This is a genomic window from Herpetosiphonaceae bacterium (assembly GCA_036374795.1).
Taxonomy (GTDB): Bacteria; Chloroflexota; Chloroflexia; order Chloroflexales; family Kallotenuaceae; genus LB3-1.
The window spans coordinates 21,390-48,312 of sequence record DASUTC010000318.1; the positions used below are offsets into that span (position 1 = coordinate 21,390).

24 protein-coding genes are annotated in these 26,923 nt (G+C 63.7%); 13 read left to right on the plus strand and 11 right to left on the minus strand.

Annotated features, from left to right (window positions below; genetic code table 11):
• Position 1 precedes the first annotated feature (1 nt).
• The 5 genes from VFZ66_24895 to VFZ66_24915 form a co-directional block, all read right to left on the minus strand.
• Positions 2 to 2,023, minus strand: a complete 2,022-nt coding sequence (locus VFZ66_24895; protein ID HEX6292447.1) for a hypothetical protein — start codon at positions 2,021 to 2,023, stop codon at positions 2 to 4.
• Between the two features lie 213 nt (positions 2,024 to 2,236).
• Complete coding sequence (locus VFZ66_24900; GenBank protein HEX6292448.1) at positions 2,237 to 3,472, minus strand: PH domain-containing protein; 1,236 nt, start codon at positions 3,470 to 3,472, stop codon at positions 2,237 to 2,239.
• A gap of 184 nt (positions 3,473 to 3,656) precedes the next feature.
• A complete protein-coding gene (locus VFZ66_24905; protein HEX6292449.1) occupies positions 3,657 to 4,406 on the minus strand; it encodes a lysophospholipid acyltransferase family protein in 750 nt (249 codons plus the stop codon).
• 2 nt (positions 4,407 to 4,408) lie between these two features.
• Positions 4,409 to 5,338 (minus strand): carbohydrate kinase family protein, encoded by a 930-nt coding sequence (locus VFZ66_24910; GenBank protein ID HEX6292450.1) that lies wholly within the window; start codon positions 5,336 to 5,338, stop codon positions 4,409 to 4,411.
• Positions 5,339 to 5,386: 48 nt separating this feature from the next.
• Positions 5,387 to 6,580: an SPFH domain-containing protein gene (locus VFZ66_24915; GenBank protein ID HEX6292451.1), complete on the minus strand. Its 1,194-nt coding sequence runs from the start codon at positions 6,578 to 6,580 to the stop codon at positions 5,387 to 5,389.
• Between the two features lie 311 nt (positions 6,581 to 6,891).
• On the opposite strand from VFZ66_24915, the gene fmt reads away from it, so the two are divergent.
• Positions 6,892 to 7,836 carry a methionyl-tRNA formyltransferase gene (gene fmt / locus VFZ66_24920; GenBank protein HEX6292452.1) on the plus strand — a complete coding sequence of 315 codons (945 nt, stop codon included), beginning with the start codon at positions 6,892 to 6,894 and terminating at the stop codon, positions 7,834 to 7,836.
• 87 nt (positions 7,837 to 7,923) lie between these two features.
• Here the strand turns inward: fmt and VFZ66_24925 are convergent, their stop codons facing one another.
• Positions 7,924 to 8,805: a PAS domain S-box protein gene (locus VFZ66_24925; GenBank protein HEX6292453.1), complete on the minus strand. Its 882-nt coding sequence runs from the start codon at positions 8,803 to 8,805 to the stop codon at positions 7,924 to 7,926.
• Between the two features lie 238 nt (positions 8,806 to 9,043).
• On the opposite strand from VFZ66_24925, the gene VFZ66_24930 reads away from it, so the two are divergent.
• The gene (locus tag VFZ66_24930) at positions 9,044 to 9,634 is read left to right on the plus strand and encodes a DUF6624 domain-containing protein (protein ID HEX6292454.1); all 591 of its coding nucleotides are present in this window, start codon (positions 9,044 to 9,046) and stop codon (positions 9,632 to 9,634) included.
• 32 nt (positions 9,635 to 9,666) lie between these two features.
• On the opposite strand, the gene VFZ66_24935 is transcribed toward VFZ66_24930, so the two are convergent.
• Positions 9,667 to 10,812: an acyl-CoA dehydrogenase gene (locus VFZ66_24935; GenBank protein HEX6292455.1), complete on the minus strand. Its 1,146-nt coding sequence runs from the start codon at positions 10,810 to 10,812 to the stop codon at positions 9,667 to 9,669.
• 147 nt (positions 10,813 to 10,959) lie between these two features.
• Here VFZ66_24935 and VFZ66_24940 point away from each other — a divergent pair, with 147 nt between their 5' ends.
• The 6 genes from VFZ66_24940 to VFZ66_24965 all read left to right on the plus strand — a co-directional run bounded on the left by VFZ66_24940 (position 10,960) and on the right by VFZ66_24965 (position 17,699).
• On the plus strand, positions 10,960 to 12,111 hold the full coding sequence (locus VFZ66_24940; GenBank protein HEX6292456.1) for an FtsW/RodA/SpoVE family cell cycle protein: 1,152 nt from the start codon (positions 10,960 to 10,962) through the stop codon (positions 12,109 to 12,111).
• Between the two features lie 264 nt (positions 12,112 to 12,375).
• Entirely contained in the window at positions 12,376 to 14,403 is a 2,028-nt protein-coding gene (locus VFZ66_24945) for a serine/threonine-protein kinase (GenBank protein HEX6292457.1), read from the plus strand.
• A 103-nt stretch (positions 14,404 to 14,506) separates the two neighbouring features.
• A complete protein-coding gene (locus tag VFZ66_24950) occupies positions 14,507 to 15,541 on the plus strand; it encodes a PP2C family serine/threonine-protein phosphatase (GenBank protein ID HEX6292458.1) in 1,035 nt (344 codons plus the stop codon).
• A 3-nt stretch (positions 15,542 to 15,544) separates the two neighbouring features.
• On the plus strand, positions 15,545 to 16,774 hold the full coding sequence (locus tag VFZ66_24955; protein ID HEX6292459.1) for a VWA domain-containing protein: 1,230 nt from the start codon (positions 15,545 to 15,547) through the stop codon (positions 16,772 to 16,774).
• Between the two features lie 149 nt (positions 16,775 to 16,923).
• Positions 16,924 to 17,445 carry an FHA domain-containing protein gene (locus VFZ66_24960; protein ID HEX6292460.1) on the plus strand — a complete coding sequence of 174 codons (522 nt, stop codon included), beginning with the start codon at positions 16,924 to 16,926 and terminating at the stop codon, positions 17,443 to 17,445.
• Positions 17,446 to 17,450: 5 nt separating this feature from the next.
• Positions 17,451 to 17,699, plus strand: coding sequence for a hypothetical protein (locus VFZ66_24965; protein ID HEX6292461.1), 249 nt, complete (start codon positions 17,451 to 17,453; stop codon positions 17,697 to 17,699).
• 179 nt (positions 17,700 to 17,878) lie between these two features.
• Here the strand turns inward: VFZ66_24965 and VFZ66_24970 are convergent, their stop codons facing one another.
• Entirely contained in the window at positions 17,879 to 19,480 is a 1,602-nt protein-coding gene (locus VFZ66_24970; protein ID HEX6292462.1) for an amidohydrolase, read from the minus strand.
• Between the two features lie 96 nt (positions 19,481 to 19,576).
• A complete protein-coding gene (locus VFZ66_24975; GenBank protein HEX6292463.1) occupies positions 19,577 to 20,515 on the minus strand; it encodes a pseudouridine-5'-phosphate glycosidase in 939 nt (312 codons plus the stop codon).
• 386 nt (positions 20,516 to 20,901) lie between these two features.
• Between VFZ66_24975 and VFZ66_24980 the strand changes: the two genes are divergently transcribed.
• The 4 genes from VFZ66_24980 to serS all read left to right on the plus strand — a co-directional run bounded on the left by VFZ66_24980 (position 20,902) and on the right by serS (position 24,251).
• Entirely contained in the window at positions 20,902 to 21,906 is a 1,005-nt protein-coding gene (locus VFZ66_24980; GenBank protein ID HEX6292464.1) for a glycosyltransferase family 2 protein, read from the plus strand.
• Positions 21,903 to 22,382 (plus strand): NUDIX domain-containing protein, encoded by a 480-nt coding sequence (locus VFZ66_24985; GenBank protein HEX6292465.1) that lies wholly within the window; start codon positions 21,903 to 21,905, stop codon positions 22,380 to 22,382. The genes VFZ66_24980 and VFZ66_24985 overlap by 4 nt, the downstream gene beginning before the upstream one ends.
• Positions 22,383 to 22,420: 38 nt before the next feature.
• Positions 22,421 to 22,909 (plus strand): 8-oxo-dGTP diphosphatase, encoded by a 489-nt coding sequence (locus VFZ66_24990; protein ID HEX6292466.1) that lies wholly within the window; start codon positions 22,421 to 22,423, stop codon positions 22,907 to 22,909.
• Between the two features lie 73 nt (positions 22,910 to 22,982).
• On the plus strand, positions 22,983 to 24,251 hold the full coding sequence (gene serS, locus VFZ66_24995; GenBank protein ID HEX6292467.1) for a serine--tRNA ligase: 1,269 nt from the start codon (positions 22,983 to 22,985) through the stop codon (positions 24,249 to 24,251).
• A gap of 114 nt (positions 24,252 to 24,365) precedes the next feature.
• Here serS and VFZ66_25000 read toward each other — a convergent pair whose 3' ends face one another.
• Positions 24,366 to 25,235: an MBL fold metallo-hydrolase gene (locus VFZ66_25000; GenBank protein HEX6292468.1), complete on the minus strand. Its 870-nt coding sequence runs from the start codon at positions 25,233 to 25,235 to the stop codon at positions 24,366 to 24,368.
• Between the two features lie 148 nt (positions 25,236 to 25,383).
• On the opposite strand from VFZ66_25000, the gene VFZ66_25005 reads away from it, so the two are divergent.
• Positions 25,384 to 26,241: a DUF1206 domain-containing protein gene (locus VFZ66_25005; GenBank protein ID HEX6292469.1), complete on the plus strand. Its 858-nt coding sequence runs from the start codon at positions 25,384 to 25,386 to the stop codon at positions 26,239 to 26,241.
• Positions 26,242 to 26,305: 64 nt separating this feature from the next.
• On the opposite strand, the gene VFZ66_25010 is transcribed toward VFZ66_25005, so the two are convergent.
• On the minus strand, positions 26,306 to 26,923 hold a 618-nt coding region (locus tag VFZ66_25010; GenBank protein ID HEX6292470.1), incomplete at its 5' end, for a DUF3800 domain-containing protein.

Genomic DNA, 26,923 nt, shown 5'->3' on the forward strand with positions numbered 1-26,923 from the left:
CTTACTGCTCCTCCTGCGCGGTCCAGATGTAGAGCGTCTCACCTTCCGCCTGTACCGGGCTGCCATCCAGGTTCAACTCCACCGGCGACTGTGGCTGCCAGCCCAGCACATACCAGATTTGCTGCGGATCGGGCTGTACCCTGACCGTCGCGGGCTGCTCGCCGATCGTTGCTGGCGTGGCGGTCGGCAGCACACCGCCTGGCACAGGCTCCACCTCCATCACCGGCGGCGGCGGTACCGCTGGCACCGGGCCGAAGTCGCCCGGAAAGAAAGCGCCGGGCTGGATGATCCTGCCAAGCTGGCCGATAACGGCGTTTCGGCGAATGGCATTGCCGCCGGAGATGTTCAACTGCTCGTAAAAATAGTGATCGGGTCGCAGCACGATCGTGCGCTCGGCACCCGGCTCCAGGGCATCGATCTCTTGCACCTGGCCGTCGCCGCGCAGCAGCACCACATCCGCCAGCCGCCGATCGCTGAGATTACGCAGCGTCATCTGCTGCTCGCCATCGACGACGCGCAGCACGGCGGCAAGCTGCGGCGCTGCGACCGCCTGCTCGACGGTCAGCAGGCTCACGCCGCCGACATCGACCGTCAGATCCGGCACCTCGACGCCGCCCTCGGTGTAGAGCACGTTGAGCCGCTGGCCCTGGCGCATAAAATCTTCGACATTCGAGACGAGCGCCTGCGACGCGAACTGGAGGCTATAGGTCGCGCGCGTGGGTGAGAAGAGCGAGACATACGTGAGCGCCTGGCCCTGCGTCGCCTGCTGCGGCACGCGCACGATCGCCAGCTGGTTGACCACCACCGCCCGCCCGCGTCCGCCAGTGCCCCAGAGGTACGCGCCGACGGTAAAGAGCAGCACCCACAGCGGAATTGTGGCGTAGGCCCACTCGCGGCGATTGAGCCGCTGCAAGATCAGGTAGTTGAGCGGGCCGACCGCCAGGATATACAAAACTAAGAAGCCCAGCAGACCAAGCGCCGAGATAAACCCGATCTCCGGCAATTGCAGCGAATCGCGCAGGATGCTGAAGCCCTGGCTGCGCAGCGTTTCCCAAAATGGTGAGCGCTCGACATCCAGCGCCAGCAGCCGCTCCCACAGACGGGCGGTATTGCCGACATCGCGCAGCGTCTCAAGGCCAAACGCCGTCATCACGATCGTGCCCGAACCGTAGCGCTGCTGGACCAGCAGCGGTTGCCCGGCCTGGTTTGAGGCCAGCACGCGCGCGCCGGTCTTGGGCTGCACCTGAAGCAGCGGCACCTGCCGATTGGCATCGCGCAGGCTCCAGCCGATCGCCTGGAGGCCCTGGAGATTGCTGCTGCCAGCGCTGCCGCCGATCGTCGCCGGAAGCAGCGCGCTCAACTCCTGCGCAACATAGTTGTCGCCGCCGACCACGAGCTGACCGCCGCTGTCGAGCCACTGCCGCAGCGCCTCGCGCTGCGCGTCGGTAAAGGTGCTGGTCGAGAGCGCATGGACAAAGATCGCATCGAACGCCTGAAGCAGCTCGGCGCGATCGGGGAGATTCGCGCCGTCGAGCCGCATCACCTGTACCTGATTCGCCTGTCGCTGGGTGATATTCGCAAGCTCAGGCAGCGCGCCCTCCTCGTCGCTGAGGATACCGACGACGACGTTGAAGCTCTGGATCACATTCAGGTTGACCCGTTCGCTCAGCACGACGGCAGTATCATCGCGCAGCGTGACATCCGCCCGAACGCTGCCGCCGTCATTCGCATCGCTTTTGACATGGATGACCACCCGTTTTTTCGCGCCCTGCGGCAGATCGATCGCCTGGCGGTAGCTGAGCGCGCTGCCTGAGCGCAGTTGCACCGAGAGCGTGCCGCGCAGATCCGCGCCGGTATTCGAGATCGTCACCACGACCGGAAACCACGTACCGGCCTTGTACGAGCCGTTGAAACCGGCCTCTATTTGCCAGGTGACGGCGTTTTGCTGCGCGCTGCCGCGCGCGGGCCACAGCGCAAGCAGCATCGAGCCGAGGATGAGCAGATGAAACCAACGTATGTTCAAGGTACGAACCTCCATCACCGTGCGTCCAGGCGGACGTAGGCTGGCAGCCTGTGCCACAAGCGTAGCATAGATTCAAGGGCGTATCACGCCCGCGTGACTGAGATCTGGCTGAGATAAACGACGATCAGCGCGTATCGGAGCGTGTGCTGCCCACGATCGCAGGCCGATCGCGGCGATGCGGATCTACCCGGCTACACTGTGGTGTTCGACGCGCTAAGGTTGAGGGGAGTTCCCGCGCTGGTGCATCCGCTGGTACAACTCGACAATATCGAGCGTGTTGTTCCACTCGCGCTCGCGCTGCTGCCACTTGAAGCGCTCGCGGTACTCAAAGACGATCCGCTGCACCTGATCCGGATCGGGCACGTTGTCGAAGGTAAAGTTACCGGCAGCGCCCGCCGTCTCGATCAGCACATCGCCGTAGCCCAGCAGCTTCGCGATCACGTTGGGGCTGCGCGCGTTGACGTTCTGGATCACGCCCAGCGTAGCCTCGCGCCGACTCTCATACAGGCCAAACGGCAGCCGTTGAATATCGATAATCTTGCTCGGCTCAAGGACATAAATATCGTTGCGCCAGTCTTCGTACTGCCAGTAGACTAAGACGCCGATCACCACCAGCAGCAGGCCGAGCACCACAACCATCGTGCCTGGCTCCATGAGGCCGTAGCGTGGAATGAGATACAGCAGCAGCAGCCAGACCAGAAAGGCCACGATCGGCACGATCATGTTCTTCAGCAGCACAATCCAATGACGATGCCAGGTGACGATCCCGTTCTGGATGATCGGCCCAAAGGGCAGCAGCGATTGGAGCGCGCTCGGCAGCGTGGTGGCGCGCTGAGAGATCGGCGGCGGCGGCCTGAGCGGCACCGTGGCCTGCGGATCGAGACGCCGCGCAATCGTCGCGGCCAGCCGCCGCTCCTCCTGATGACGCTTCTCGCGCTGGACCTCGCCCAGGATCTGCCGCTGGACCTCGGCTGGTCGCTCGACGCGCAAAAACACAATCGGCTCGGTCGGCCCCGCCGCCTGGATATCGATCCGCCCGTACTTGAGCGTGTACTGGAACACGTTTTCCATGCGCACGTTCACATTTTGGATCTGCTCCAGCGGGATCGTCTCGTAGATATACGACAGCCACAGCGTGCGATCTTCGTGAATAATCCGCTTGTTGGAGATGATCAAATGATCGTTGCGCCAGTCGAGCCAGATATACGCGATGATCGCGAACGAGATCAGCGCTACCAGAACGAGCATCAGATTGATCGGATCGAGCAGCGGCGGAGCCTGTCCAAAAAAATCCGGCTCGCTGCTGAGCGTGCGGAGCACAAACACCAGCGCGCTACCCAGCGTGAACAGCGCGGGAAACAGACCGCGGATCAGCAGCGCAACCCAGTGACGATGCGCGATGTAGATGAACCGCTCGTCCTGATCCGGGCGGATGTTTACCTTCGCCATCAGCAATCACCCAGCGCTCGCGCGAGTTTCAAGTTTCAAGTTTCGAGTTCTCCGGCCCTCACCCCCGGCCCCACGCTCAGGCGGGCTTCCGCCTTCGCTGCCTGCGGCATAGGCGAGGGGGAGCGGCGTACACGCTTACTCGTCGTTCCTTTGTTCCTTTGTTCGTTTGTTCTTGGTTCTTCTCCTAGCCGTTGCGATCGGTCGTCGCGGCGGCCTCGATCGGCTGCGCCTGCTCCTCGCCTTCGGCGTCTGCGGCGGGCGGGGGCAAGACCCCGGCCTCACGCATGGTATCGGGAGCGAGCCGCGCGCGATACACGCCGCGATAGCCCGGCGGCAGCAGGTCGGCCACGCGCGCCATGACCTGCTGCGCGAGCAGATCGCGATTCTGGCGCGTCACCTCGCCGAGATCCGAGAGCAGAAACGGCTCGCCGATCGTCATCTGCGCGCGCGTGCGACGATACCAGGGAAAGCGCTTGCTAAACACCCGCTCGGTGCCGCTGATCGCCACGGGCACGATCGGCGCGTTGGTGCGCTGGGCCAGATAGACGACGCCCGCGCGCGCCTCCTGGGCCATCCCCGACCTGGCACGAGTGCCCTCGGCATAGATCGCCACGGGCTCACCCTGCTTGAGGTACTGCTCCGCCAGCCGCAGCGCGTGGCGGTCGGCGCGGCCACGATGAACCTTGATCGGATCGCCAGGCGGCAAGAGCACGCTCAGCGGCCACTGATCGAAGAGTTCGGCCTTGGTCATAAAATGCACATGCCGGGGCGCGTATGCCAGCAGACACATCGGATCGATCATGCTGAGATGGTTGCCGACCAGCAGGCACGGGCCGGTTCTGGGAATGTTCTCCAGCCCACGCACCTTCATGTAGATCGCGGTCGGAACCACGGCGCGCAACAGATAGTACCAGCCGGTGTAATACAGATTCATGGCTACATCTCAAGCTGTGCGTACAAATAATCGAGGCTAATCTCTGGCGCGACCGTCTCCGGCGACTTGAGCGTCACCGTCGCGGCAATCTGCCCAAGCTGCACCGATTCGGCCAGCGGAATATGATGTGTCAGCCCATAGATCACCGTCGCCGCCAGCGCATCGCCCGCGCCGGTCGGATCGACGATCTCGACGGGAATGCTCGGCAGATGGCCGACCTCATCCGCCGAGGCATAGACGATGCCCTCGCCCGCCAGGCTGATCAGCACCACATCCACGCCGAGCGACACCAGCTTTTGTGCCGCAGCGGTCGCGGTGGCGACATCGCGGACGGGCAGGCCGGAGAGCGCCTCGGCCTCAAGCTCGTTGGGCGTAACAAGGTAGAAGCGGCCTACCTGCTGCCGGTATCGATCGGCCAGTCCAAACGCGACCGGCTCGAAGGCGACGGGCACGCGCGCGGCCTCGCAGATCGCCAGGATCGTCTCGGCGGTGGGACGCGCGACGTTGGCGTCGATCGCCACCATATCGGCGTTTTCCAGCAGCGCCGCGTGCTCGCGGATATACTCGGCGCTGATCGCACGGCCAGCCGAGCTATCATCCAGCCCGGCCAGCAGGCTGCCGTCGTGGCTCAGGATGGCGATATAGCTCGACGATCGCTGCTCGTTGGTGACGATCATATAGCGCATGTCGACGCCCGCCGCCTCGGTCTGCTGCACGATCGCGCGTCCGAAGTCGTCGGCGCAGATGGCGGAGATCAGCGCGACAGAGGTGCCCAGCCGCGCCAGGTTTTCGGCCAGGTTGCGGCCAACACCGCCCACGCTAATCTGAATAGCTGCCGCATTTGAGGTGCCAGGAATAAAGTCGCGCCGCAGCCGCCCTTTAATATCAAGCGACGCGCCGCCAATAACAACGATGGATGGTTGGCTGCCCAAAGAGTTGCTCCTCAGTTGACGATCGGATGCCGTGGCCTTGCCACCAGCTCAGGAACCAGGCGGCTGATTCGGGTTATTGGTGCTCGGCGGCGCTGTCGACTGCGACGAGCCCGGCGCGCTGGTCTGGGCGACATCGCGGAAGAAGCCGCTGAGCTGCTGATGATCCGACATGCGCTGCATCGCCGTAATCACGATCCGCTCAATATCGTTGGTCGTCAGCGTGGTGCCCTGCTGTTGCAGCGTGCGGACCATCTCGGCCACAAGGCGGGCGGTAGCCTGCGCCTGCGCCTCGCCGATCGCCTGGACCTCTTTCGCCCGGATCTCTGCCAGCCGCTGGGCATCCTCCACCTCGCGCCGAATCCGATGATCGCGATACTTGAGCTTGATGCTATATTCGCTGATCTTGACATCCAGCAGCCGGAAATCGAGCACCCTGATGCCCCAGCGCGCCACCGAGTTTTGCAACCGCTGGCGCGTATGCCGCGCGTGGGTTTCGCGATCCTGGGCCACGTCCGTCGGCCCGGTGACATTGGCGATCTCGGTGCGCACGCTCTGCTCGACCTCAAGCAGCATCTGGCGGCGGATTAGCTCGGACCAGAAGGCGACTTGCTCATCGGTATCGGTCGGGCTGGGCTCGCCGCGCTCTCTGGCAAGCTGCTCGCAGGCCTGCTCGCGGTTGGGAAAGCAAAAGACCACCTCGCGGGGCTGTTCGACACGGTAGCGGACCAGCACCTTGACGCTATCGACGTTGTAGAGCGATTTGGTGTTTAGATTTTCGATGAAGAACTCCAGGTCCAGCTCATACGACGGCAGCGCCGCCGCCCGGCGCTCGACAACTGGCTTGAGCGGACGATGCAGGCCCTCGGTCCAGACCAGCGCGCGATTTTCGGGCAGTTGATTGATCACGATGATCTGGCCGCGCTCGACGAACACCGCGCGCTGGAAGAGCAACACGCTGATCGCCGCCAGCAGCAGAATCCACGCGCCGACGAAGCAGTAGCCGCCGTTGGTGCTTCCCGTCAGCAGACGGCCCCAGAACGCGACGCCGACGAAGGAGAGCACGGCGGTCAGCGCGGCCAGTACCTGGATCGCTCGCGGCTGATTGGTATAGACCAGAATAAAGCCTGCTCCCAGCAGCGCGATGCCCAACAGCAGCACCGTCTGGCTCTGCGTGACCGCATACACCGGCAGCAGGAAGAGGAGCATCAGCAGCAGCAGCAGATTAGGCAACAGACGATACATACGACATCCTTCATCCAAGGTGCCCGGAATGGTTCGATCAGGCGTGAGACGAGCAGCACCAATGTCGCAAGACTTGCGCCACCGCCCGCTCAGGGATCGCCATCGTCAAGGCGACGGTGTGGCTGCGCGACAGCCAGGCCGGGGTTTGAGGAGTCCCAACATCCAGACCCTTTCCGATCGCGGAGCAAGCGCAGGCAAAACCGGCTATGCTGCTCGATAAGCTACTGCGATTATACAGGAGATCTCCCATCATCGTCCACGCCTGGGCTATACTATGGCTCGATCGTATCACTGGATGAAGGGGGGCTACCATGCGTGTACTCTTTTTGGGAACGCCCGCGTTCGCCGCGCTCCCGCTCCGAGCGCTCGTCGCCGCCGGTCACGAGGTCGTCGGCGTCGTGACACAGCCGGATCGACCTGCTGGCCGCTCCAGAACGCCGCAAGCGCCGCCGGTCAAAGTGGCAGCCGTCGAGCTTGGGCTGCCGGTGTTGCAGCCCGCGACGCTGCGCGATCCCGCTATGGTGGAGCGCCTGCGCGCGTTCCAGCCCGAAGTCGGCGTGGTGGCGGCCTACGGCGAGATTCTCCGCAAGGATATGCTGGACATTCCGCCGCTCGGCTACCTCAACATTCATCCATCGCTGCTGCCGCTCTATCGCGGCCCGACGCCCGTCGCCGCCGCCATTCTCGCGGGCGATGAGATCACCGGCGTGTCGATCATCCGCCTGGTGCGGGCGATGGACGCCGGGCCGATCGTCGCCCAGGCCACGCTGCCGATGCCGCCGGATGCTCGCAGCGGGCCGCTCACCGACGAGCTTTTCACCATCGGATCGCAGCTTCTGGTCGGCGTCTTACCCCTGTACGCCAGCGGCGAGCTTCAGCCGCAGCCCCAGGATGAGCACCAGGCGACCTACTGTACGCTGCTGCGCAAAGAGGACGGGCTGCTCGACTGGACGCTGCCTGCGCTGGTGATCGAGCGGGCGATTCGCGCCTACGATCCGTGGCCGGGAGCGTTTACCCTCTGGCAGGGACAGCCGCTCAAAATCGGCGCGGCGCGGGTCGATGCCGACTGGCCCGGCGGGGCGCTGCCCGGAACCGTGCTCGACGCGCCCACGCTGCGCGTTGCGACCGGCAGCGGCGCGCTTGAGATTCTGGAGGTGCAGCCCGCCGGGAAGCGCCAGATGGCGGGCCTGGACTGGCTGCGCGGCCAGCGTGGCCTGGTGGGACAGCGCCTCGGCGCATCGGTCGAGCCAGCCTAGCCCAGAATCAGAGTTTCACGTTTCACGTTTCGAGTTTCGAGTTCTCTGGTTCTTGGTTTGCACAGAGGGCTTGGTTCTTTCGTCTCGCTATCGTCGCACGGCGAAGGCGATGCCGCTTTGCAGCGTGCTCAGCGTGACGAGGCCGTTGAGATTCAAGCCCAGTCCCACGAGCGTCTGCGCGACTTCGGGACGAATGCCGGTCAGCACGATCTGCGCGCCAAGCAGCCGCACCGCGCGTGCGGCCTGCATCAGCGTGTTGGCGACATGCGTATCGACATCGGACACGCCGGTAATATCGATGATCGCCACCTCTGCGCGGTGCGCTTCGATACCGTGGAGCAGCGCCTCGATCACCTGCTGGGCGCGCTGGGCATCGATCGTGCCGATCAGCGGCAGCACCACCACCTGATCGCTGATCGGGATTAGCGGCGTGGATAGCTCGGCCAGCATCGCCGACTGGACTTGAATGATCTGATCTTGGAGCTGGGCGCGCTCCGCCTCGGCGCGCACGCGATCGGTAATATCGTGGATCACGGAGTAGAGGAAGCGCTGCGCGCCAAGCTCGACCGGGCCGGACTGTACCTCGACCTGGCGGATCTCGCCGGAGGCCAGGCGATGGGGAAACAAAAAGTAGTTGCGCTGCTCGGATTCGGCGCGGGCCATCTCTGCTGCAACCTCTTCGGGCGGCAGCATGTTGATCTGGCTAATCTTCATCTGCCGAATCTGCTCCAGGCTATAGCCGTAGAAGCGGCACGCGGCGGGATTGGCATCGATGATCGTGCCGTCCTGCGGATCGATCATGAGCTTGATCGTCCGGTTGCGCTCGAACATCTGGCGGTAGCATCGCTCGCTGTCGCGCAGCGTCGCCTCGGCTGCCGCTCGCTCCTGCAACTGCTGCTCAAGCTCTGCAACGCGCTGCCGTAGCGCGCTCACCTCTGGCTCTAATGATAGGGGGGGCTCTGTGCTCATGCTAGCCTTTCATTATTCAAGTTTCAAGTTCAAAGTTCAAAGTTCACAGTTTCGAGTTCAACATTTCCCCGGTTCCTCGTTCTTTGTTCTTTGTTCTTCCTCCAGTATAACCCTCGATTGTAAGGAGATTCGTGCGAAACCGAAGTAGCCCAAAAGTAGCGATCGATGCTAAACATTGTGTTCGCGGCTTGACACAGACGGTACACTTTCAATCTATCGGGTATGCGATGAGGGTTCCATGAACGAGCAACTTCGTGCTGAGTTATTACAGATGCAGGCCGAAGATCTTGCCACACGTCGAGAGCTTATCGAAGCGGGCGAGCTGTATGGGCCGCATCTGCCTAAAGACTGGTACCATCCCCGTATGGCCGCCGTGCATCGGAAGAATAACGCGCGCATGAGCGAAATATTGGAACAATACGGCTGGCCGGGCGAAGGTCTGGTCGGAGCCGAGGGAGGCCAGGCCGCCTGGCGGATCGTACAGCATGCCATTCTCGACCACGATCTCCAACAGCGGGCCTTACCCTTGCTGGAAGCAGCGGTCAAGGCAGGAGAAGCGCCAGCCCAGCAGTGGGCCATGCTGACGGATCGCGTGCTCATGGAGTCCGGCCAGCCGCAGATCTACGGCTCGATCTTCGTGGGCGATGAGCACGGCGGCATCGTACCGTGGACGCTGGCCGACCCGGACACCGTGGATGCGCGCCGAGCCAGCGTTGGCTTAGCGCCGCTCAGCGACCACGCAGACAGCCTGCGACGGCGTGTTGGCGTCGAGCAAGCAGTTCAGCAGACGGCGCAGGCAAAGACACACAAGAGCGCGCCGGAACCATAGCGGTTCCGGCATCGTCCGTACGGCTCCAGGCATCAGGATTCTTTCAACAGCTCGCGGCTGATCACCAGACGTTGGATCTCGCTGGTTCCCTCGTAGATCTCGGTGATCTTGGCGTCGCGGAAGAAGCGCTCGACGGGGTATTCCTTGGAGTAGCCGTTCGAGCCAAAGACCTGCACCGCCTTGGTCGCCGTCCACATCGCCGTCTCGGAGGCAAAGACCTTTGCCATCGACGCCGCCTCGACGTAGTCGTCGCCGCGATCTTTGCGCGATGCCGCCTCCCAGGTCAGCAGCCGCGACGCCTTGATGCGCGTCGCCATGTCGGCCAGCGTAAAGCCGACCGCCTGGAACTGCGCGATCGGCTGGCCGAACTGCTCGCGGATCTTGGCGTAGTCGCGCGCGGCCTCGAACGCGCCCTGGGCAATGCCGACCGCCTGCGCGGCGATGCCGATGCGGCCCGCGTTGAGGATCGTCAGGGCAACCTTGAAGCCCATGCCCTCCTCGCCCAGGATACGATCTTTGTGAACGCGATAGTTATCGTAGGCCATCTGCGCCGAGTGCGCCGAGCGAATGCCGAGCTTATCCTCGTTCTTGACGACGCTGACGCCCGGCTGGTGCGTGTCGACGATGAAGCAGGTGATGCCTTTGGAGCCTTTGCCCGGATCGGTCATCGCCATCAGCAGGATCGTGTCGGCGTGCGGGCCATTCGTGACCCAGTTTTTGATGCCGTTGATCACGTAGTAGTCGCCGTCCCTGACCGCAGTTGTCTTCTGCGCGGCGGCGTCGGAGCCTGCGCCCGGCTCGCTCAGCGAAAACGCGCCGAGCCGCTCGCCTGAGGCCAGCGGCGCGAGAATCTCCTGCTTCTGCTGCTCGTTGCCGAACTTTTCCAGGCCATAGCAGACCAGCGAGTTATTGACCGAGGCGATCACGCCCAGCGAGGCATCCACGCGCGACAGCTCCTCGATCACGATCGCGTATGAGATATAGTCAAGGCCCGATCCGCCATACTCCTCGCTGACGGCGATACCCATAAAGCCAAGCTGGCCCATCTGCTTGACCAGCTCGGCGGGCCAGATCCGGTCGTGATCGCGCTCGGCGGCGGTCGGCTTGATCGCCTTCTCGGCAAAGTCGCGCGCCGCTTTGCGAATAAATATCTGGTCTTCGGTCAACTGAAAGTCCATCGTATGCTCCTATCACACCATTGTGAGTTTTGTATCGACGTGTCCACCATTATAGCACCTACGTCTCGTCGCATCTCCGCCGCGCACAGCCCCCTGTATCAGGTATAATCGCAGCGGATGAATCGTTGCAATTGTTGATCGGCTTTGATGATGAATACTCGACGCTGGCAAGACTTCAACCTCTACCTGATGATTAGCGTGCTGGTGCTGCTGGGCTTCGGCACGGCAATGGTCTATAGCACGACGATCGGCAACAACTACCGGGGCGATGTCTGGAGCCTCAGCAGCCCGTTCGCCCGGCATTTTATCTGGATAGGCATCGGCGCAGGCGCGATGCTGTTCCTGACGCTGTTCGACTACCACAACCTGCAAATCTTCACCCGCCCGCTGTACATCTTTATGCTGCTGCTGCTAGGCTACACGCTGCTGGCAGGCAAGATCGCCAGCGGCGCGCAGAGCTGGCTCCTGGGCGAGTCGAGCGGCCAGCCGTCGGAGCCCGCGAAGCTGCTGCTGATCATCAGCCTGGCGGCGTGGTGGGCCAACCACGACGAGCAGGGCCACTCCTGGTTTACGCTTGGCGGCTCGCTGCTGCTGGCCGGAGCGCCGCTGCTGCTGGTGCTGCTCCAGCCCGATCTCGGCACGGCGATGGTGATCGGCGTGATGTGGCTGGCGATGGCCTGGGCGGCGGGGATGACCTGGAAGCAGGCGGCAGTGCTGTTGATGATCGCGATTCCGGTGCTGTATATCGGCTGGAACTATGTGCTTGAGCCGTACCAGCAGGGCCGTCTGCTTGCGTTTACCATGACGCGCGACGAGATCGAGCATATCAAAGATCCCAAGGTCTACGACGCCGTGGCGCGTGTCTTCTACAACGTCGACGCCTCGAAAGTCGCGGTCGGCAACGGCGGGCTGACCGGCCAGGGCTTGCTCAACGGCATTCAAAGCCAGCGCAACTTCTTGCCGGTGCAGTACACCGACTTTATCTTCGCGGTGACGGCAGAGGAGCTTGGCTTCGTCGGCGCGGCGACCATGCTGGGCTTTATCTGCCTGGTCCTGTGGCAGGCCGTGAGCATCGCCTACCGCGCCAAAGATACGTTTGGGCGGCTGATCGCCGTGGGCATCTTTGCGATGCTGCTGATTCATACGTATGAGAACGTCGGGATGAACATGGGCATGATGCCGGTGACAGGCATTCCGCTGCCGTTCATCTCCTACGGCGGCTCGTTTACCGTAACCGTCCTGGCGGCGGTCGGGCTGCTCCAGAGCATCAGCCTGCGCCATCGCTCGCTGACGTTCTAGCCGAGGAAGGCGACAGCTCGCCGATCCTACACAGCGATCAGCGATCACGCGCAACCACCCCCATCTGAGCGCCGCGATCTGTCTCACCGGCAGATAGGACCGCCGTGCATGCCGCCGGGCACGCGGCGTTTCTATAATGCTCGATACCTGATAGTAGCGCATCAGGTGGATGGTTATTGGGTCGGCAGGTGCTCCTTCTTTGCTATTCTTCTTCGGTCGCCGCCCCCCGTCCGTCTCGCTTTTATCTTCCTCAGGGAGGGCGGCATGTCATTGCTCAAAAAAGGTGGCACGACCAAAGGGATTTCGCTCCCTCAGTCTGTGACTGCGCCCGATGCGAAGGAGACAACCGACTCACCTCCATCCGGCTCGGTTGGTTCCATTCCCCGGCCAGCGACCGGCTTCGGGACGGGCAGCATCCGGCGCTCGACGACTCAACTCCAAATGTTGCCCAGCGGCACCGTGCTGCAAGGCCGCTACGCCGTCGAAAACGTGCTCGGCGTCGGCGGTATGAGCATGGTCTACCGTGGCCGCGATCTGCGCTTCAAGGACGTGATCCGCACCTGCGCGATCAAGGAGATGTACCAGAGCGCGCCCGACTCGAACACGCGCCTGCTGACGCTCAAAAACTTCGAGCGCGAGTCGGGGCTGCTGGCGACGCTCAGCCACCCGGCGATTCCGAAAGTCTATGATTTCTTCGAGGAGAACGATCGGATCTACCTGATCATGGAGCTGATCGCGGGGCGCGACCTGGAGGCGACGCTCGATCAGGCCAAGCAGCCGATCGCCGAGCAGCGCGCCGGAAGCTGGGCGCTCCAGATCTGCGATGTGCTGCACTACCTGCACAACCACTCGCCCGAACCGATCATCTTCCGCGATATGAAGCCGTCGAACGTGATCGTCACGCCGGAAGACCGCATCGTGATGATCGACTTCGGCATCGCGCGCATCTTTCAGGAAAACCAGCGCAAAGGCACGATGATCGGCACCGAGGGCTACGCGCCGCCGGAGCAGTATCGTGGTATTGCCGATCCGCGCGGCGACGTCTACGCTCTGGGCGCGACGCTGCACCACCTGCTGACCAATGTCGATCCGCGCACCGAGACGCCCTTCACCTTCCACGAGCGCCCGATCCGCCAGATCAACCCGCAGATTTCGGCGGAGATGGAGGCCGTGGTGATGCAGGCGCTAGAATACGATCCGACCCAGCGGCCACAGACCGCCGCCGAGTTCAAGTCGCTCCTGCTCAGCGTGCCCTGCCTCAAGGGGCTGAGCGGCGGGATCGCCGCGCCGGTGGCCGCGCCCGCGATCAACGTGCGCAGCGGCAAAGGCGCGACAACCGAGCTAGTCTGGCGCTTCGCGTGCGAGGACGAGGTGCGCTCATCGCCGCATGTGCGCGACGCGCTGGTCTATGTCGGCAGCTACGACACCAACCTGTACGCGCTAGACGCCATGACCGGCGAGTTCCGCTGGAAGCGCGCGACGCTCGGCGGCGTCTCGTCGTCGCCGACGACCTGGGGCGATCTGGCGCTGATCGGGTCGGAGGACGGCCAGCTCTATGCCCTCGACTCGCGCAAAGGCACCGTCAAGTGGACCTTCCGCACGGGTCGCGCGGTGCGCTCGTCGCCGCGCGTCGAGGATCGCATCATCTACGTCGGCTCCGACGACCAGCACGTGTACGCCATCGATGGGCAGAACGGACGACAGCTCTGGAAATACCGCGCCTGGATGCCGGTTCGATCCTCCTGCGGCATCGGTCAGGGCATGGTCGCAGTGGGATCGTCGGACGGGCACGTCTACGCCCTCGACGCATTCAACGGCGGTCTGCGCTGGAAGCACCGCACCCAGCAGGGCGTGATCTCGTCGCCAGCGATCAGCGACGGGCTGGTCTTCGTCGGCTCGATGGATAACAACGTCTATGCCCTGGACGGCGAGGGCGGCTGGCCCGTGTGGCGCTTCAAGACGGGCCACTACGTCAACGCCTCGCCCGCCGTCGTCGGCATGCGCCTGTTTGTGGGCAGCGTAGACGGCAGCTTCTACGCCCTGGAAACCAAGAGCGGCAAGCTCGTCTGGAAGTTCGAGAGCGGCACGCAGATCACCTCGTCGGCGCGCGTCGTCGAGGGACGGGTGTATTTCGGCGGCGTGAACGGCATGATCTACTGCCTGGATGCGTCGAGCGGCGCGCTGATCTGGCAGTACCAGGCCGAGGCAGCGGTCGTGTCGTCGCCCGCCGTCGCCAACGGAATCGTGTACGTCGGCTCGCTCGATCATCATCTGTACGCGCTGAAAGCCTAGGAACACCGAGGGCAGGAACCGGGAGCCAATCCAATCAAACGCATGGCTCCCGGTTCCCGCTGCTTCAATCGCCCCCCGTACTGGTCCCCGAAAGGAGCCGCCGATGCCGGCCTGGCGAGACATGCTATCGCGCTTCCGCAAAACCGCGCCTACCCATTCCAATTCTGAGATTGCCACGGCAACCGTCGCCGACCCCGGCGTAGAAACGCTGGTCGCGCCGCATAATCTGCCGATCGAGATACCTGCCGCCGCGCCTGAGGCCGAGTCGCAGCCGATCGAGGCCGACGAGACGCGCCGGTTTGGCGATACAACCCGCTCGCTGGCGTCGAGCGCGCCGCACCTGGCGGTGCTGCTGGGCGAGCGCGTGCTCAGCGCTGCGGCGCTGCGAGACATTGGCCGCGAACGACAAGAAAACCAGGATCACTGCTGCGCGCAGATCGTGACCCTGCCCAGCGATCACAGCGATCTGACGCTTGGACTCTTCGTGGTCGCCGACGGCATGGGGGGCCACCACGATGGCGGCTATGCCTCGAAGCTGGCGCTGACCACGGTGGTACAGGCGGTGCAGGCCGAGTACGTGCTGCCGATCTTGAGCGGCGAGCGCCGAGCGCCCCAGCCGATCATGCAGGCGGCGGTGCAGGCGGCCAACGCTGCGGTACACGCCGCCGGGCAGGAGGCGGGCAACGACATGGGCACCACCTGCACGGCGGTGCTGCTCGACGGCCAGCAGTTGATCACGGCGCATGTCGGCGATACGCGGGCGCTGCTGATCGGCGGCGGCGTCAAGCAGCTCACCACAGATCACACCGCCGTGGGACGGCTGATCGCGATCGGCGCGCTCACGCCGGAGGAGGCGCTCGATCACCCGCTGCGGAGTCATCTGTATCGCAGCGTCGGGCAGACGCCCGACGTGACCGTCGATGTGACGACGACGACGATCCACGACGAGAGCCATCTGGTGATCTGCTCCGACGGGCTGTGGGGCCTGGTGCCCGAAGCGGAGATCGCCGACATCGTGACGGAAGCGCCGACCGCGCAGATCGCCGCGCGGCACCTGATTGCTCGTGCTAACCTGCTTGGCGGCCACGACAATATCTCAGTAGTGGTCGTCACGCTTCCCGACGGATCGCGAGGCTAGCCCATGACAGCACCGATCACCCTCCACATCCAGCCAGCCCGCGCCGCGCTTCAGGTATCGAGCGAGCCACAGATGGTCTATCTGATGGTGACGGGCCGCGCCGCCGCGACGAGCCAGAAGCACCTGCCGCTGAATCTATGCCTGGTGCTGGATCGCTCCTCCTCGATGCGCGGCGAGCGTCTGTTTCAGGTCAAAGAGGCGGCGCGTCAGGTGCTCAGCCAGATGCAGAGCACCGATGCGTTCGGGCTGGTGGCGTTCAACGATCGGGCCGAGGTGATCGTTCCGTCGCAGCAGGTGCGCGATGCCGAGTCGCTCAAGGCGCAGGTGATGAGCCTTGAGGCGCGCGGCGGCACCGAGATGGCGCAAGGGCTGGCGCTGGGCCTGCAAGAGATCGAGCGGCCAAAGATCAACGGTATTAGCCGCCTGGTGCTGCTGACCGACGGACGGACCTACGGCGACGAGCACGCCTGCGTCGAGCTGGCACGGCGGGCGCAGCGGCGCGGCATTGGCCTGACCACGCTTGGCGTCGGCACGGAGTGGAACGAAGACCTGCTTGAGACGATGACCGCCGGGCCGAACAGCCGGACGCAGTACATCACCGCCGCGAGCGAGATCGGCAATGTCTTTGTGGCGGAGCTAAACCGGCTGCACGCGACGGTCGCCCAGAGCGTCGAGCTGACGCTCTCGATCAGCGCCGAGACGCAGATCCATGCCTGCTATCGCGTCCAGCCGTTTATCGCGCAGCTTTATCCACAGGCAGCGGGAAGCGGCACGTGGCGCGTCCCGATCGGCGAGTGGGCCGCCAACGAAGACCAGACCTTTATCGTCGAGCTGATCGTGCCGCCCGTAACCACCGGCACCCACAGCGTGGCACGGCTCGACCTGCGCTATGAGCTGGTTGGGACGATGGGCACGCAATCGGCGGCGGCGGTGGTGCAGCTTCCCGCCCTCCTGGACGAGCAGCCGGTCGCGTCTGAGGTCCGCCGCGCGCTGGAGCGGATGGTCGCCTACCAGTTGCAAACGCGCGCCTGGGAGGCCGTTGCCGAGGGTAAGATCGAGGATGCGACCAAGCGGCTGAGGATGGCGGGCACGCATCTCTTCAACTCAGGCGAGGTGGCGCTGGCGGAGATGGCGCACGCCGAGGCGACACGCCTGTTGCAGGGCGGCTCGACCAGCGCCGACGGGCGCAAGCGGATCAAATACGGAACGCGCGGTCTGATCGCCGGACGCTAGTGAGCCAGCAGGCCGGGGCTGTGGGGAATGGAAGAACAAAGAACCAAGAACCGGGTACCAGGCGCACAAAGAACAAGGGAACAAAGGAACAAGGGAAAACCCGGAACCAAGAACCTGGACCCCTGATCCCTGGACTTGGAACTTGAAACTTGGAACTTGAAACTATGATCTGTCCTAGCTGTCAAAGCCAGAATATTCGCGGCACGATCTTTTGCCTCAACTGCGGCATGAGCTTGCTGCCCCAGGATCGCGCCCCCGATACCACGTCGATGTTAGGCGCGCGTCCATCGGCTCGCGCGGCGCAGGAGCGTACGGTCAGGGCGGAGCCCGCGCCTGCCAGCGGCGAGCGCCGCTTCTCCGCGACGGTGCTTAACAGCGGGCGGCGCATCGACGTGCCGCTGGTGACAGCGCTGCTGATCGGGCGGCAAGACGCGGCGCGGGGACACTTCCCCGACATCGATCTCAACCCCGACGGCGGCTACGACAGCGGCGTGAGCCGCCGCCACGCCCGGATCAGCCTGGACTCTGGCGCGGCATACATCGAAGATCTGGATAGCGCCAACGGCAGCTTTATCAGCGATACGCGCTTGCAGCCACGTACCGCCTATCGTTTGCAGGCAGGCGATGAGCTACGGCTTGGATCGCTCATTCTACGCATTGAAAGGGTTTAGAGAGTATGGCACGCACTGTGATTGTTCATATCGCCGGCGAAGATCCCGTGATCGCCGAGATCGAGCATGAGCCGCAGCCCAGCGATACGTTTATTCATGTCAGCAACCTGCGTAAGCGCGACGGCAAGGAAGTTCACTACCTATCGCCGGGCGTCCAGTCGGTGATCTTCCCGTGGAACCGCATCACGTTTCTTGAGTTCATGGTCGACGAGGAAGAGCGCGGCAAGGTGGTCGACTTCTTCCGGCTGGATTAAGCAATCTGTGCCTGCGTAACACGACGCTCAATCGGCGACCACAATTCAAGCTCTTCACGACTACCAATCCAAAAACTACAACGTTGAGAGCGTAGGGGCGTATTGCAATACGCCCCTACAAACGTTGACATCAACATGATGTCGAAAACCAGAAATCCCACCTCTGAGATTCATTTCTGCTACGCCTCCCACACGCTGCGCCCGCCGACGAACGTCTGCGCGACCTGCATGCGCCAGAGATCATCGGGATCGACCGCGAACGGATCGGCTTCGAGCACCAGCAGATCGGCGCGCAGGCCCGGCATGAGCGGCCCCTTGAGCGCTGTCTCGCCTGATGCGATGGCCGGGCCGACGACATAGGCCCGCAGCGCGTCGTGCAGGCTCAGCGCCAGCTCGCGGTACCAGCCCTGCGGCGGCTGCCCATCCTGGCGCTTGCGCGTCACGGCGGCATGAATCCCCGCCCACGGGTCGAGCGTCTCGACGGGCGCGTCGGAGCCAAAGGCCAGCACCGCGCCGGACTGTAGCAACGGCTGCCAGGCGTAGGCCCAGGCGCAGCGCTCGCCGCCCAGCAGCCGCTCGGCAATCTCCATATCGGAGGTCGCGTGGATCGGCTGCATCGAGGCGATCACGTTGAGCGCCGCAAAGCGCGGCACGTCCGCCGGATCGAGATGCTGGGCGTGCTCGATCCGATTCGGCAGGAGCGGACGCAGCGCCTCCGCGCCCTGAGCGGCGAAGGCCGCGTGCTGCGCCGCGATCGCATCCAGTACCGTGCGATTGGCTCGATCGCCGATCGCGTGGACGGTGACGGCGATGCCGTGCGTATTGGCCTTGCGCACCGCCGCGTGCAGCTCCTCCTCAGGGATCGTCGGCAGGCCGCAGGTGGTACTGCCCGCGAAGGGCGCGAGCATATGGCAGGTACACGAGCCGAGCGAGCCGTCGCCGAAGATTTTCACGCCGCCGATCCGCAGCCACTCATCGCCGAAGCCTGAGCGCACGCCCAGCGCGATATAGTCGTCGAGCTGGCGATAGGGCAGATGGAAGAGGCAGCGCGCGTTGAGCTGGTCGGCGGCACGTAGCGCCTGAAGCGCCGCCAGCGTCGCCGGGCCTTCGGGCATATGCAGGCTGGTCAGGCCGCGCTCGTTGCAGGCCCGGATGATCTCGCGCAGCGCCTGGATGTCCTCGGTCAGCGACGGCTCCGGCACGATGCGATAGATCAGATCGTTGGCGTTCTCCAGCAAAATTCCGGTCGGCAGGCCATGCTCGTCGCGCTGGATCAGCCCGCCGTCGGGGTCGGGCGTGTGCTCGTCGATTCCGGCCAGGGCCAGTGCGCGGCTATTGATCCAGACCGAGTGGCCGTCTTTGCGCGACAGAACCGCTGGATGGCCCAGGGTGACGCGATCCAGCTCCAGCGCCGTCGGCCAGCGATAATCCCACAGCGCGTGGTTCCAGCCGTGGCCGCGCAGCCACGCGCCCTCCGGCAAATCCTCGGCGCGCTGCCGGATCAGCTCCAGCGCCTCGTCGAGCGACCTCACGCCGTCGAGATCGGCATGCTGGCGACCCTGTGCGGTCCAGAGCAGATGGATATGCGCGTCGGTCAGACCAGGGATCAGCGCGCGCCCGGCTAGCGGCACGTCCTCGTAGCCTGGCCGAAGCTGCTCGCGCACCGCTGCGGCGCTGCCCACCGCCACGATCGTATCGTCGCGCACCAGCAGCGCCTCGGCCTGAGCCTGCTGCGGATCGAGCGTGTAGATCGGGCCGCCGTGAAAGAGTATGTCTGGCATAAACACTCCGAAGAACAAAGAACAACGGAACAAAGAACAAAGAACCGGGTGCCATGCCCAAAGGGCGCACGAAGAACGAAGAACAACAACGCAAGATTACCTGTTCTCTGCTCTTTGTGCTCTTTGGGCGCTGTTTGCTATCGCCACCGCCACCTCCGCCGCCACGCGCGCGTTGTTTTCCAGCAGCGCGATGTTCGTCTCAAGGCTGCGCCCGCCGGTTTCATCCTTCATCGCCGCGAGCAGGAACGGCGTTACCTGCGCGCCGTGGATACCCTGACGCCGCGCCTCGGCCAGCGCCCGCCCGATCGCCGCCTCGACCTCCTCCGGCGGCAGCGCGGCCTCCTCCGGCGGCGGCACCGCCAGCACCATCCCGCCCCCGCCGCCCAGCCAGCGATGCGCCTGCCACAGCGCCGCGACCGCCTCGGGCGTGTCGGCGCGCGCCGAGAGCCGCAGGCCGCTGGACCGCGAGTAGAACGACGGAAACTCATCGGTGCCGTAGCCCACGACGGGCACGCCCAGCGTTTCGAGCACCTCCAGCGTCGCGGGAATGTCGAGGATCGACTTGGCACCCGCGCAGACTACCAGCACCGGCGTACGGCCTAGCTCCGTCAGATCGCCGGACACGTCCCAGGTTTCGCGCGCGCCGCGATGAACGCCGCCGATGCCGCCCGTGGCAAAGACCTGCACGCCCGCAGCGTGCGCCAGCGCCATCGTTCCCGCGACCGTGGTCGCGCCGTCCTGGCTGGTGACGACCGCCAGCGCCAGGTCGCGCCGCGACAGCTTCAGCACATCCGCGCCCGTGGCAAAGCGCTCGATCGCCGCCTCGTCCAGCCCGATTGTCGGCTGGCCGCGCACCACGCCGATCGTCGCGGGCTGCGCGCCACGCTCACGCACGATCGACTCCAGCGCGTAGGCAACCTCGCGATTGCGCGGCTGCGGCAGCCCATGCGCGATTACCGTCGATTCGAGCGCGACGACCGCGCGACCCTGCGCCAGCGCCGCTTGCACAGCCGCATGAATAGATACTTGCATCATAGCCTTGTCTCCTGGCGCAAGTGTACTCACACAGCGCCGACCCTGCAACTTGCTTGACAATCGCGGGACTCCCCTCTATGATTCAGGGCAACGACGCCGATGGAGACGAGTACGCTGGTCATCAGTTTACAGCGAGCCGCCGAGAGTGCAAGGGCGGTAGCCAGAGCCAGCCGAATCCACTCCTGAGTCGAGGATGTACCAGCCGCAGCGCTCAGCCCGCGCTGATCGCCCGACTGTAAATCTTTTCCGGTTCGCCTCCGTTAGCGGGCGCTTCAAGGTCATCGCCCGGCGCTGGTGGTGACGAAAGAAGGTGGCACCACGAAGCTCAGCCCTTCGTCCTTCATGGACGGAGGCTTTTTAATTCTGGCAATTGGAGAAGCAAGCTCATGATCAGGACGCAACCCACACCGCGCGAGATGTCATCCACCGCACCCACGCATCCGGTGCTTTCGGTCGTCGCGCCGGTATACAATGAAGCGCCGACGCTGCCGCTTTTTTGCGAACGGGTGATCGCGGCGCTGGAGCCTTTGGGCGTGCCCTTTGAGGTGGTGTTGATCAACGATGGCAGCCGCGACAGCTCGCTGGAGGTGATGCACGAGCTGCATCAGCGCGATCCACGGATCAAAGCCGTCAACTTTTCGCGCAACTTCGGCCACCAGATCGCGATCACGGCGGGCATCGACTACGCGCGGGGCGATGCGGTGGTGGTGATCGACTCGGACCTGCAAGATCCGCCGGAGGTGATCCCGGCGCTCTTCGCCAAATGGCGCGAGGGCTACGGCATCGTCTTTGCGCAGCGCTCCGAGCGCGAGGGAGAGACGTGGTTCAAGAAAACGACCGCCGCGTTCTTCTACCGGCTGATCCGCCGCATCACCAACGTCAACATCCCTGTGGATACGGGCGATTTCCGCCTGATGGATCGCAAAGTGGTCGATGCGCTGATGCGGATGCGCGAGCATCACCGCTTTATGCGCGGCCTCTCGGTCTGGGTCGGCTTCAAGCAGACCGGCGTGGAGTACCGGCGCGCGCCGCGTCACGCGGGCGAAACCAAGTATCCGCTCAGCAAGATGCTGCGCTTCGCGCTCGACGGTATTACCAGCTTCTCGTACCTGCCGCTGCAATTGGCAACCTACTTTGGGTTTATCATCGCGACGATCAGTATGTTCGCGCTGGTGGCGGTGATCATCCTGCGCCTGACCGGCTCGCAGGCCAACTTCTACGGCCAGGCGTCGACGCTCGTCAGCGTGCTCTTCCTGGGCGGCATTCAGCTCATCTTCCTGGGCATCATCGGCGAGTACCTGGGCCGGATCTACGATGAGGTGAAGCGCCGACCGCTCTACATCGTGGCCGAGGAGCTAGGCTTTGACGACGAGCGCGAGCACGGGCCATGAGGCCGCTGCTGGAGCCGCTGCTGACGCGCGCGATCCCGCTGTTTTTTGTCGGGCGAGCGGTGTATCGCCGCATCAGACGACCGATCAGCATGGGCGTGCGCGCGCTGGTGGTGCAGGATCACCAGGTGCTCCTGGTGCGGGCACACGGCTGCGCGCGCTGGGATCTACCCGGCGGCGGCGTCAAGCGGGGCGAGTCGCTGCGCGAGGCCGCGATCCGCGAGACACGCGAGGAGAGCGGCTGTGTGGTCGAGGCCGAGCGCCTGCTGGGGATGTATCTCAACCTCTGCGACGGCATGACCAACTACGTGGCGGTGTATGTCTGCCGCCCGATCAACCGTCCGGCGCTGGCGCTCAACATTGAGATCGCCGAGGCGCGCTACTGGCCGCTCGACGCGCTGCCGCCCGTCACGCCGTCGGTGCCGGGCCGCCTGGCCGAGTACGCCGCTGGAGCATACGGGCTGGATGGCGTGTGGTAGCGCTGCCCGCCGAGCACAATCAGACGATCGAGGTATCCATGAGCTATACACCGATTCTCGCCACGTTAGGCTATATCGTATCGCCGGACAGACAGCGCGTGCTGATGGTCCATCGCAACAAGCGGCTCGACGACATTCATTATGGAAAGTACAACGGCTTAGGCGGCAAGCTCGACCGGGGCGAGTCGGTGAGCGACTGTATGAAGCGCGAGGTGTGGGAAGAGTCGGGGCTGCACGTCGAGGCGATGGTGCTGCGCGGCACGATTAGCTGGCCCGGCTTCGGCAAGCGCGGAGAGGACTGGTTCGGCTTTATCTTTCGCATCGACGGCTGGAGCGGCACGCCGCACGCGGGCAACCACGAGGGCACACTGGAGTGGGTTGAGCGCGATGTGCTGCTGGATCTGCCGCTCTGGGAGAGCGATCGGCTGTTTCTGCCGATGGTCTTCGACGACTCGCCCGCCGTGTTTCATGGCGTGATGCCCTACGAGAACGGCCAGATGGTGGGGTGGAGCTACGAGCGATTTTGATGATCAACATGAAGGATAACGAATTCGGTGGGAGCGCCTCATTCGAGCGGCGCATGAGCGAGGAAGGTTCGGCATGCTAGATATTAAACTGATCCGCGAACAGCCCGAACTGGTGAAAGATGGCGTTGGCAAGCGCGGCGACGATCCCGCGATGGTCGATGAGGTGCTGCGGCTGGATGCACGGCGACGCGAGCTGCTGAGCGAGGTCGAGCGACTGAAGGCCGAGAAAAACGCCGCGTCGAAGGCGATCGGCAAGATCAAAGATCCGGCGGAGCGAAACCAGCGCATCGCCGAGATGCGCGCGCAGGGCGATCGTATCCCTGAGCTTGACAAGGCGACAGCGGAGGTCGAGACGGCGCTGTACCAGTTGATGCTGCTGCTGCCGAATCTGCCGCATCCCGACGTGCCGGTCGGCACCAGCGAGGATGAGAACATCGTCGTGCGCACCGAGGGCACGCCGCGCAGCTTCGAGTTCACGCCCAGGCCGCACTGGGAGCTTGGCGAGGCGCTGGGCATTATCGACTTCGAGCGCGGCGTCAAGCTGAGCGGCAGCCGCTTCTTCGTGCTCAAGGGCGCGGGCTCGCGGCTGCAACGGGCGCTGATCGCCTGGATGCTCGACGTGCATATCGGCCAGCACGGCTACACCGAGGTCACGCCGCCCTACCTCGTCAAAGAAGAGGTCCTGGTCGGCACGGCCAACCTGCCCAAGTTCGGCGATAACCTCTTCCGCATCGAGGGCGTCGACCTGACGCTGATCCCGACCGCCGAGGTGCCGGTGACGAACCTGTATCGCGAGGAGATCATCGAGCCGGGCCGCCTGCCGATCTACCACGTGGCGTACACGCCCTGCTGGCGCAACGAGCAGATCAGCGCTGGCCGCGACGTGCGCGGCATCAAGCGCGTTTACCAGTTCGATAAAGTCGAGATGGTCAAGTTTGTCGAGCCGCACACCAGCTACGACGAGCTGAAAACGCTGATCGACAACGCCGAGGACATCTGCAAAGCGCTCAAGATCCCCTATCGTCTCTTGCAGCTCTGCACCGCCGACCTGGGCACCGCCACCATGAAGTACGACCTTGAGCTGTGGGCACCCGGCTGCGGCGAGTGGCTGGAGGTCAGCTCGTGCGCCAACTTCGGCGATTACCAGTCGCGGCGGGCGAATATCCGCTACCGGCCAGAGCCGAACGCCAAGCCGGAGTTCGTGCATACGCTCAACGGATCGGGGCTGGCTCTGCCGCGCGTGATCATCGCGATCATGGAAAACTACCAGCGCGCCGACGGCTCGATCGAGGTGCCGGAGGTGCTGCGGCCCTACATGGGCGGCATCGAGGTGATCGAGTAGGAGCAAAACGATAGATCGGGGCAGTGCGGCAGCCGCGTTGCAGGACAAGCGAATCGCGTCATTCGTAGGGGCACGCCGATGGTGTGCCCTTTCGACATGGATACTCCGGCGTGATCAGCCAATCTCCGCATCGGGCAGCCCCGCGAGAAACGCATCGACCATGTACAGATAGTCGTCGAGCGGAGCAGCGACGGCCTTCTGAAGCGCCGCCAGAATCGCCGCATGGTCGGGCGCGAGCTGCTCCACGGTGCCGCTAACCGTCTTGAGCAGCGCGGCCTCTGCGACCATCTGCGCGCGGGTTATTGGCTCAGGGTCGTGGCCCGCGAGAAAGCACTCGGCATCGAAGCTGAGCAGCCGGTCGAACAGCGGCAGAACCCGCGCCGTGGTGTAGCGGCGCTGCGGCGCGTAAATATCGGGATACACGCAATCGCCGAGAAAGACGACTCGGTCTTCCGGCACGTAGACGACCGCCGAGTCCGCCGCGTGGTCGCCGCCGACATGCACGATCTGACAGGTGACACCGCCCAGGTCAAGCTCGACGCGCTCCGTGAAGCCGATCTCCGGCGGGCGGATTGTCAGATCGGAGCGATCGGGCAGCTCGGCCTTGATCATATCGCGGCAAAACGCAATCTCCACGCCCTGCGCAACCCGCCGGTCCAGCGCCGCGTCGCTCCAATCCTGCATCGCTATCTCCGCGACGATCCGGCACGTCTCGGTATGCGCAAACGTCGGCAGATCGAGCGCGGCGGTGCCGAAGACATGATCCCAGTGCCAGTGCGTGAGCGCGACAAAGGTCGGCGGCGCGACAGCCACGCGCGCCAGCTCGCGCAGCAGCGTCCTGGCATGAGCCGGAGAATTTCCGGCGTCGACCAGAAGAGTCGCGCGCGACCCGCTGATCGCGCCCAGGACCGGTCGGTCGGTGGTCGAGTCGGGAGCAAGCCAGTGGACATGCGCCGAGATCTGATTGAAGCTCTGTATACTCACCGTGGCTATCCTGGGTCTAGCACTATCGACGGATTGTAGCACACGCTGCCCGGCGTGCGAGAACTGGCCCTGAACTTGCTATATGCATCACTCGTGAAGGATCACACACCCATCGACAAGATACCACGATAGATAAAGGATCAAGCGTATGGGACAGGTCGGCTCATCCGTTAGAGAGGCTGCGGAGCATGCAGAGCAGGCGGCGCGGCAAGCAGCGGCAAATCCGTGGGTCGAGCGACTTGCCCGCCTGGGCTTTGCGGCCAAGGGCGTCGTGTACATCACGATCGGCGTGCTGGCGACTCAGGCGGCGCTCGGCGCGGGCGGCGCGACCACCGACCCGCACGGGGCGATCCGGCAGCTTGGACAGCAGCCGTTTGGGCAGGTCTTACTCGGCCTGCTGGCGGTCGGGCTGCTGGGCCATGCGCTGTGGCGCTTCGTCCAGGCCGCCACCGATCCTGAGCACAAGGGCAGCGATGCCAAAGGGATCGCGCAGCGTGTGGGCTATGCCGGACTCGGCGTGGTCTACGTGGGGCTGGCGGTGACGGCGATCCGGCTGCTCACAGGTGCGGATGAGGCGAGCGGCGACATGACACAGGATTGGACGGCGCGACTGATGTCGCAGCCGTTCGGGCGCTGGCTCGTCGGCCTGATCGGTCTGGGCGTGATCGGATTCGGGCTGTACGAACTGTATCAAGCCTACACGACCCGGTTCCGCAAGAAGTTGAAGGTTGCGGAGATGAGCGCCACGGAAGAATCGTGGGCGATCCGCAGCGGCAGGTTCGGCCTGGCAGCGCGGGGCGTCGTCTTTGGGATCATCGGCAGCTTCCTGGTGCAGGCCGCGCTGCAATACAACCCGGATAAAGCGCAGGGACTCAGCGGCGCGCTCCAGGCGCTGGCGCGGCAGCCATTCGGGCCGTGGCTGCTGGGAGTTGTGGCGGCTGGGCTGGTAGCCTACGGCGTGTATATGCTGGTCGAGGCGCGCTATCGACGTATCTTTACGGGCTGATTAACGCTACGTGCGCTTCGCTACTTAAGCGAAGCGCACGTACACGAAAATGCGCACAAACCTACTATTGCCGCACAAATAGCCCATGCACTATACCACCTTCAGAATCAAATCTATCTTCAATGATGCGGTAAAACCTGTTATCTTCCCTCTCGAATCTGCGAAAAATCACATAGGCAATAATATCAGCCAGCTGAATCAGTCTTGAAGCCTTTGAGTCTAAAAATAGGGGTACTTCTGAAAAGTTTCTTATTATTCCCCATCTATGACCGATGGTTCTAAAGTCCGTAGCCAAGGATTGAATGGTTGTTTCGTATGTTGACTTATCAAAAATAATAATACCTCTCTGTGTATCACCAATCTTATGTAATCTCGCCAAATAATGGTCAAATCGGCTAGCCAGTTGTTCAAAAGCAACTTCGACCGGATCTGCTGGTGAAACTGCCGACTTTCTTATAACACTCGCAAACAAACGATTGCTTGGGTGTGATGCTAGAAAAACGTGCAGTATATCTTCAATTGCTTTGAATCGATCATCTTTAGTGTATTGTCTCCACTTTCCTTTACCACCAACCATTGGGTTGCCATGTAGCTCAACTGATGAAGGATCTGCCGGGTTAAATCTAGCAGCAATGTTGTCTAGCTCCTTTGCGATCCAGTAGCCCTGACGCTCAAACACACA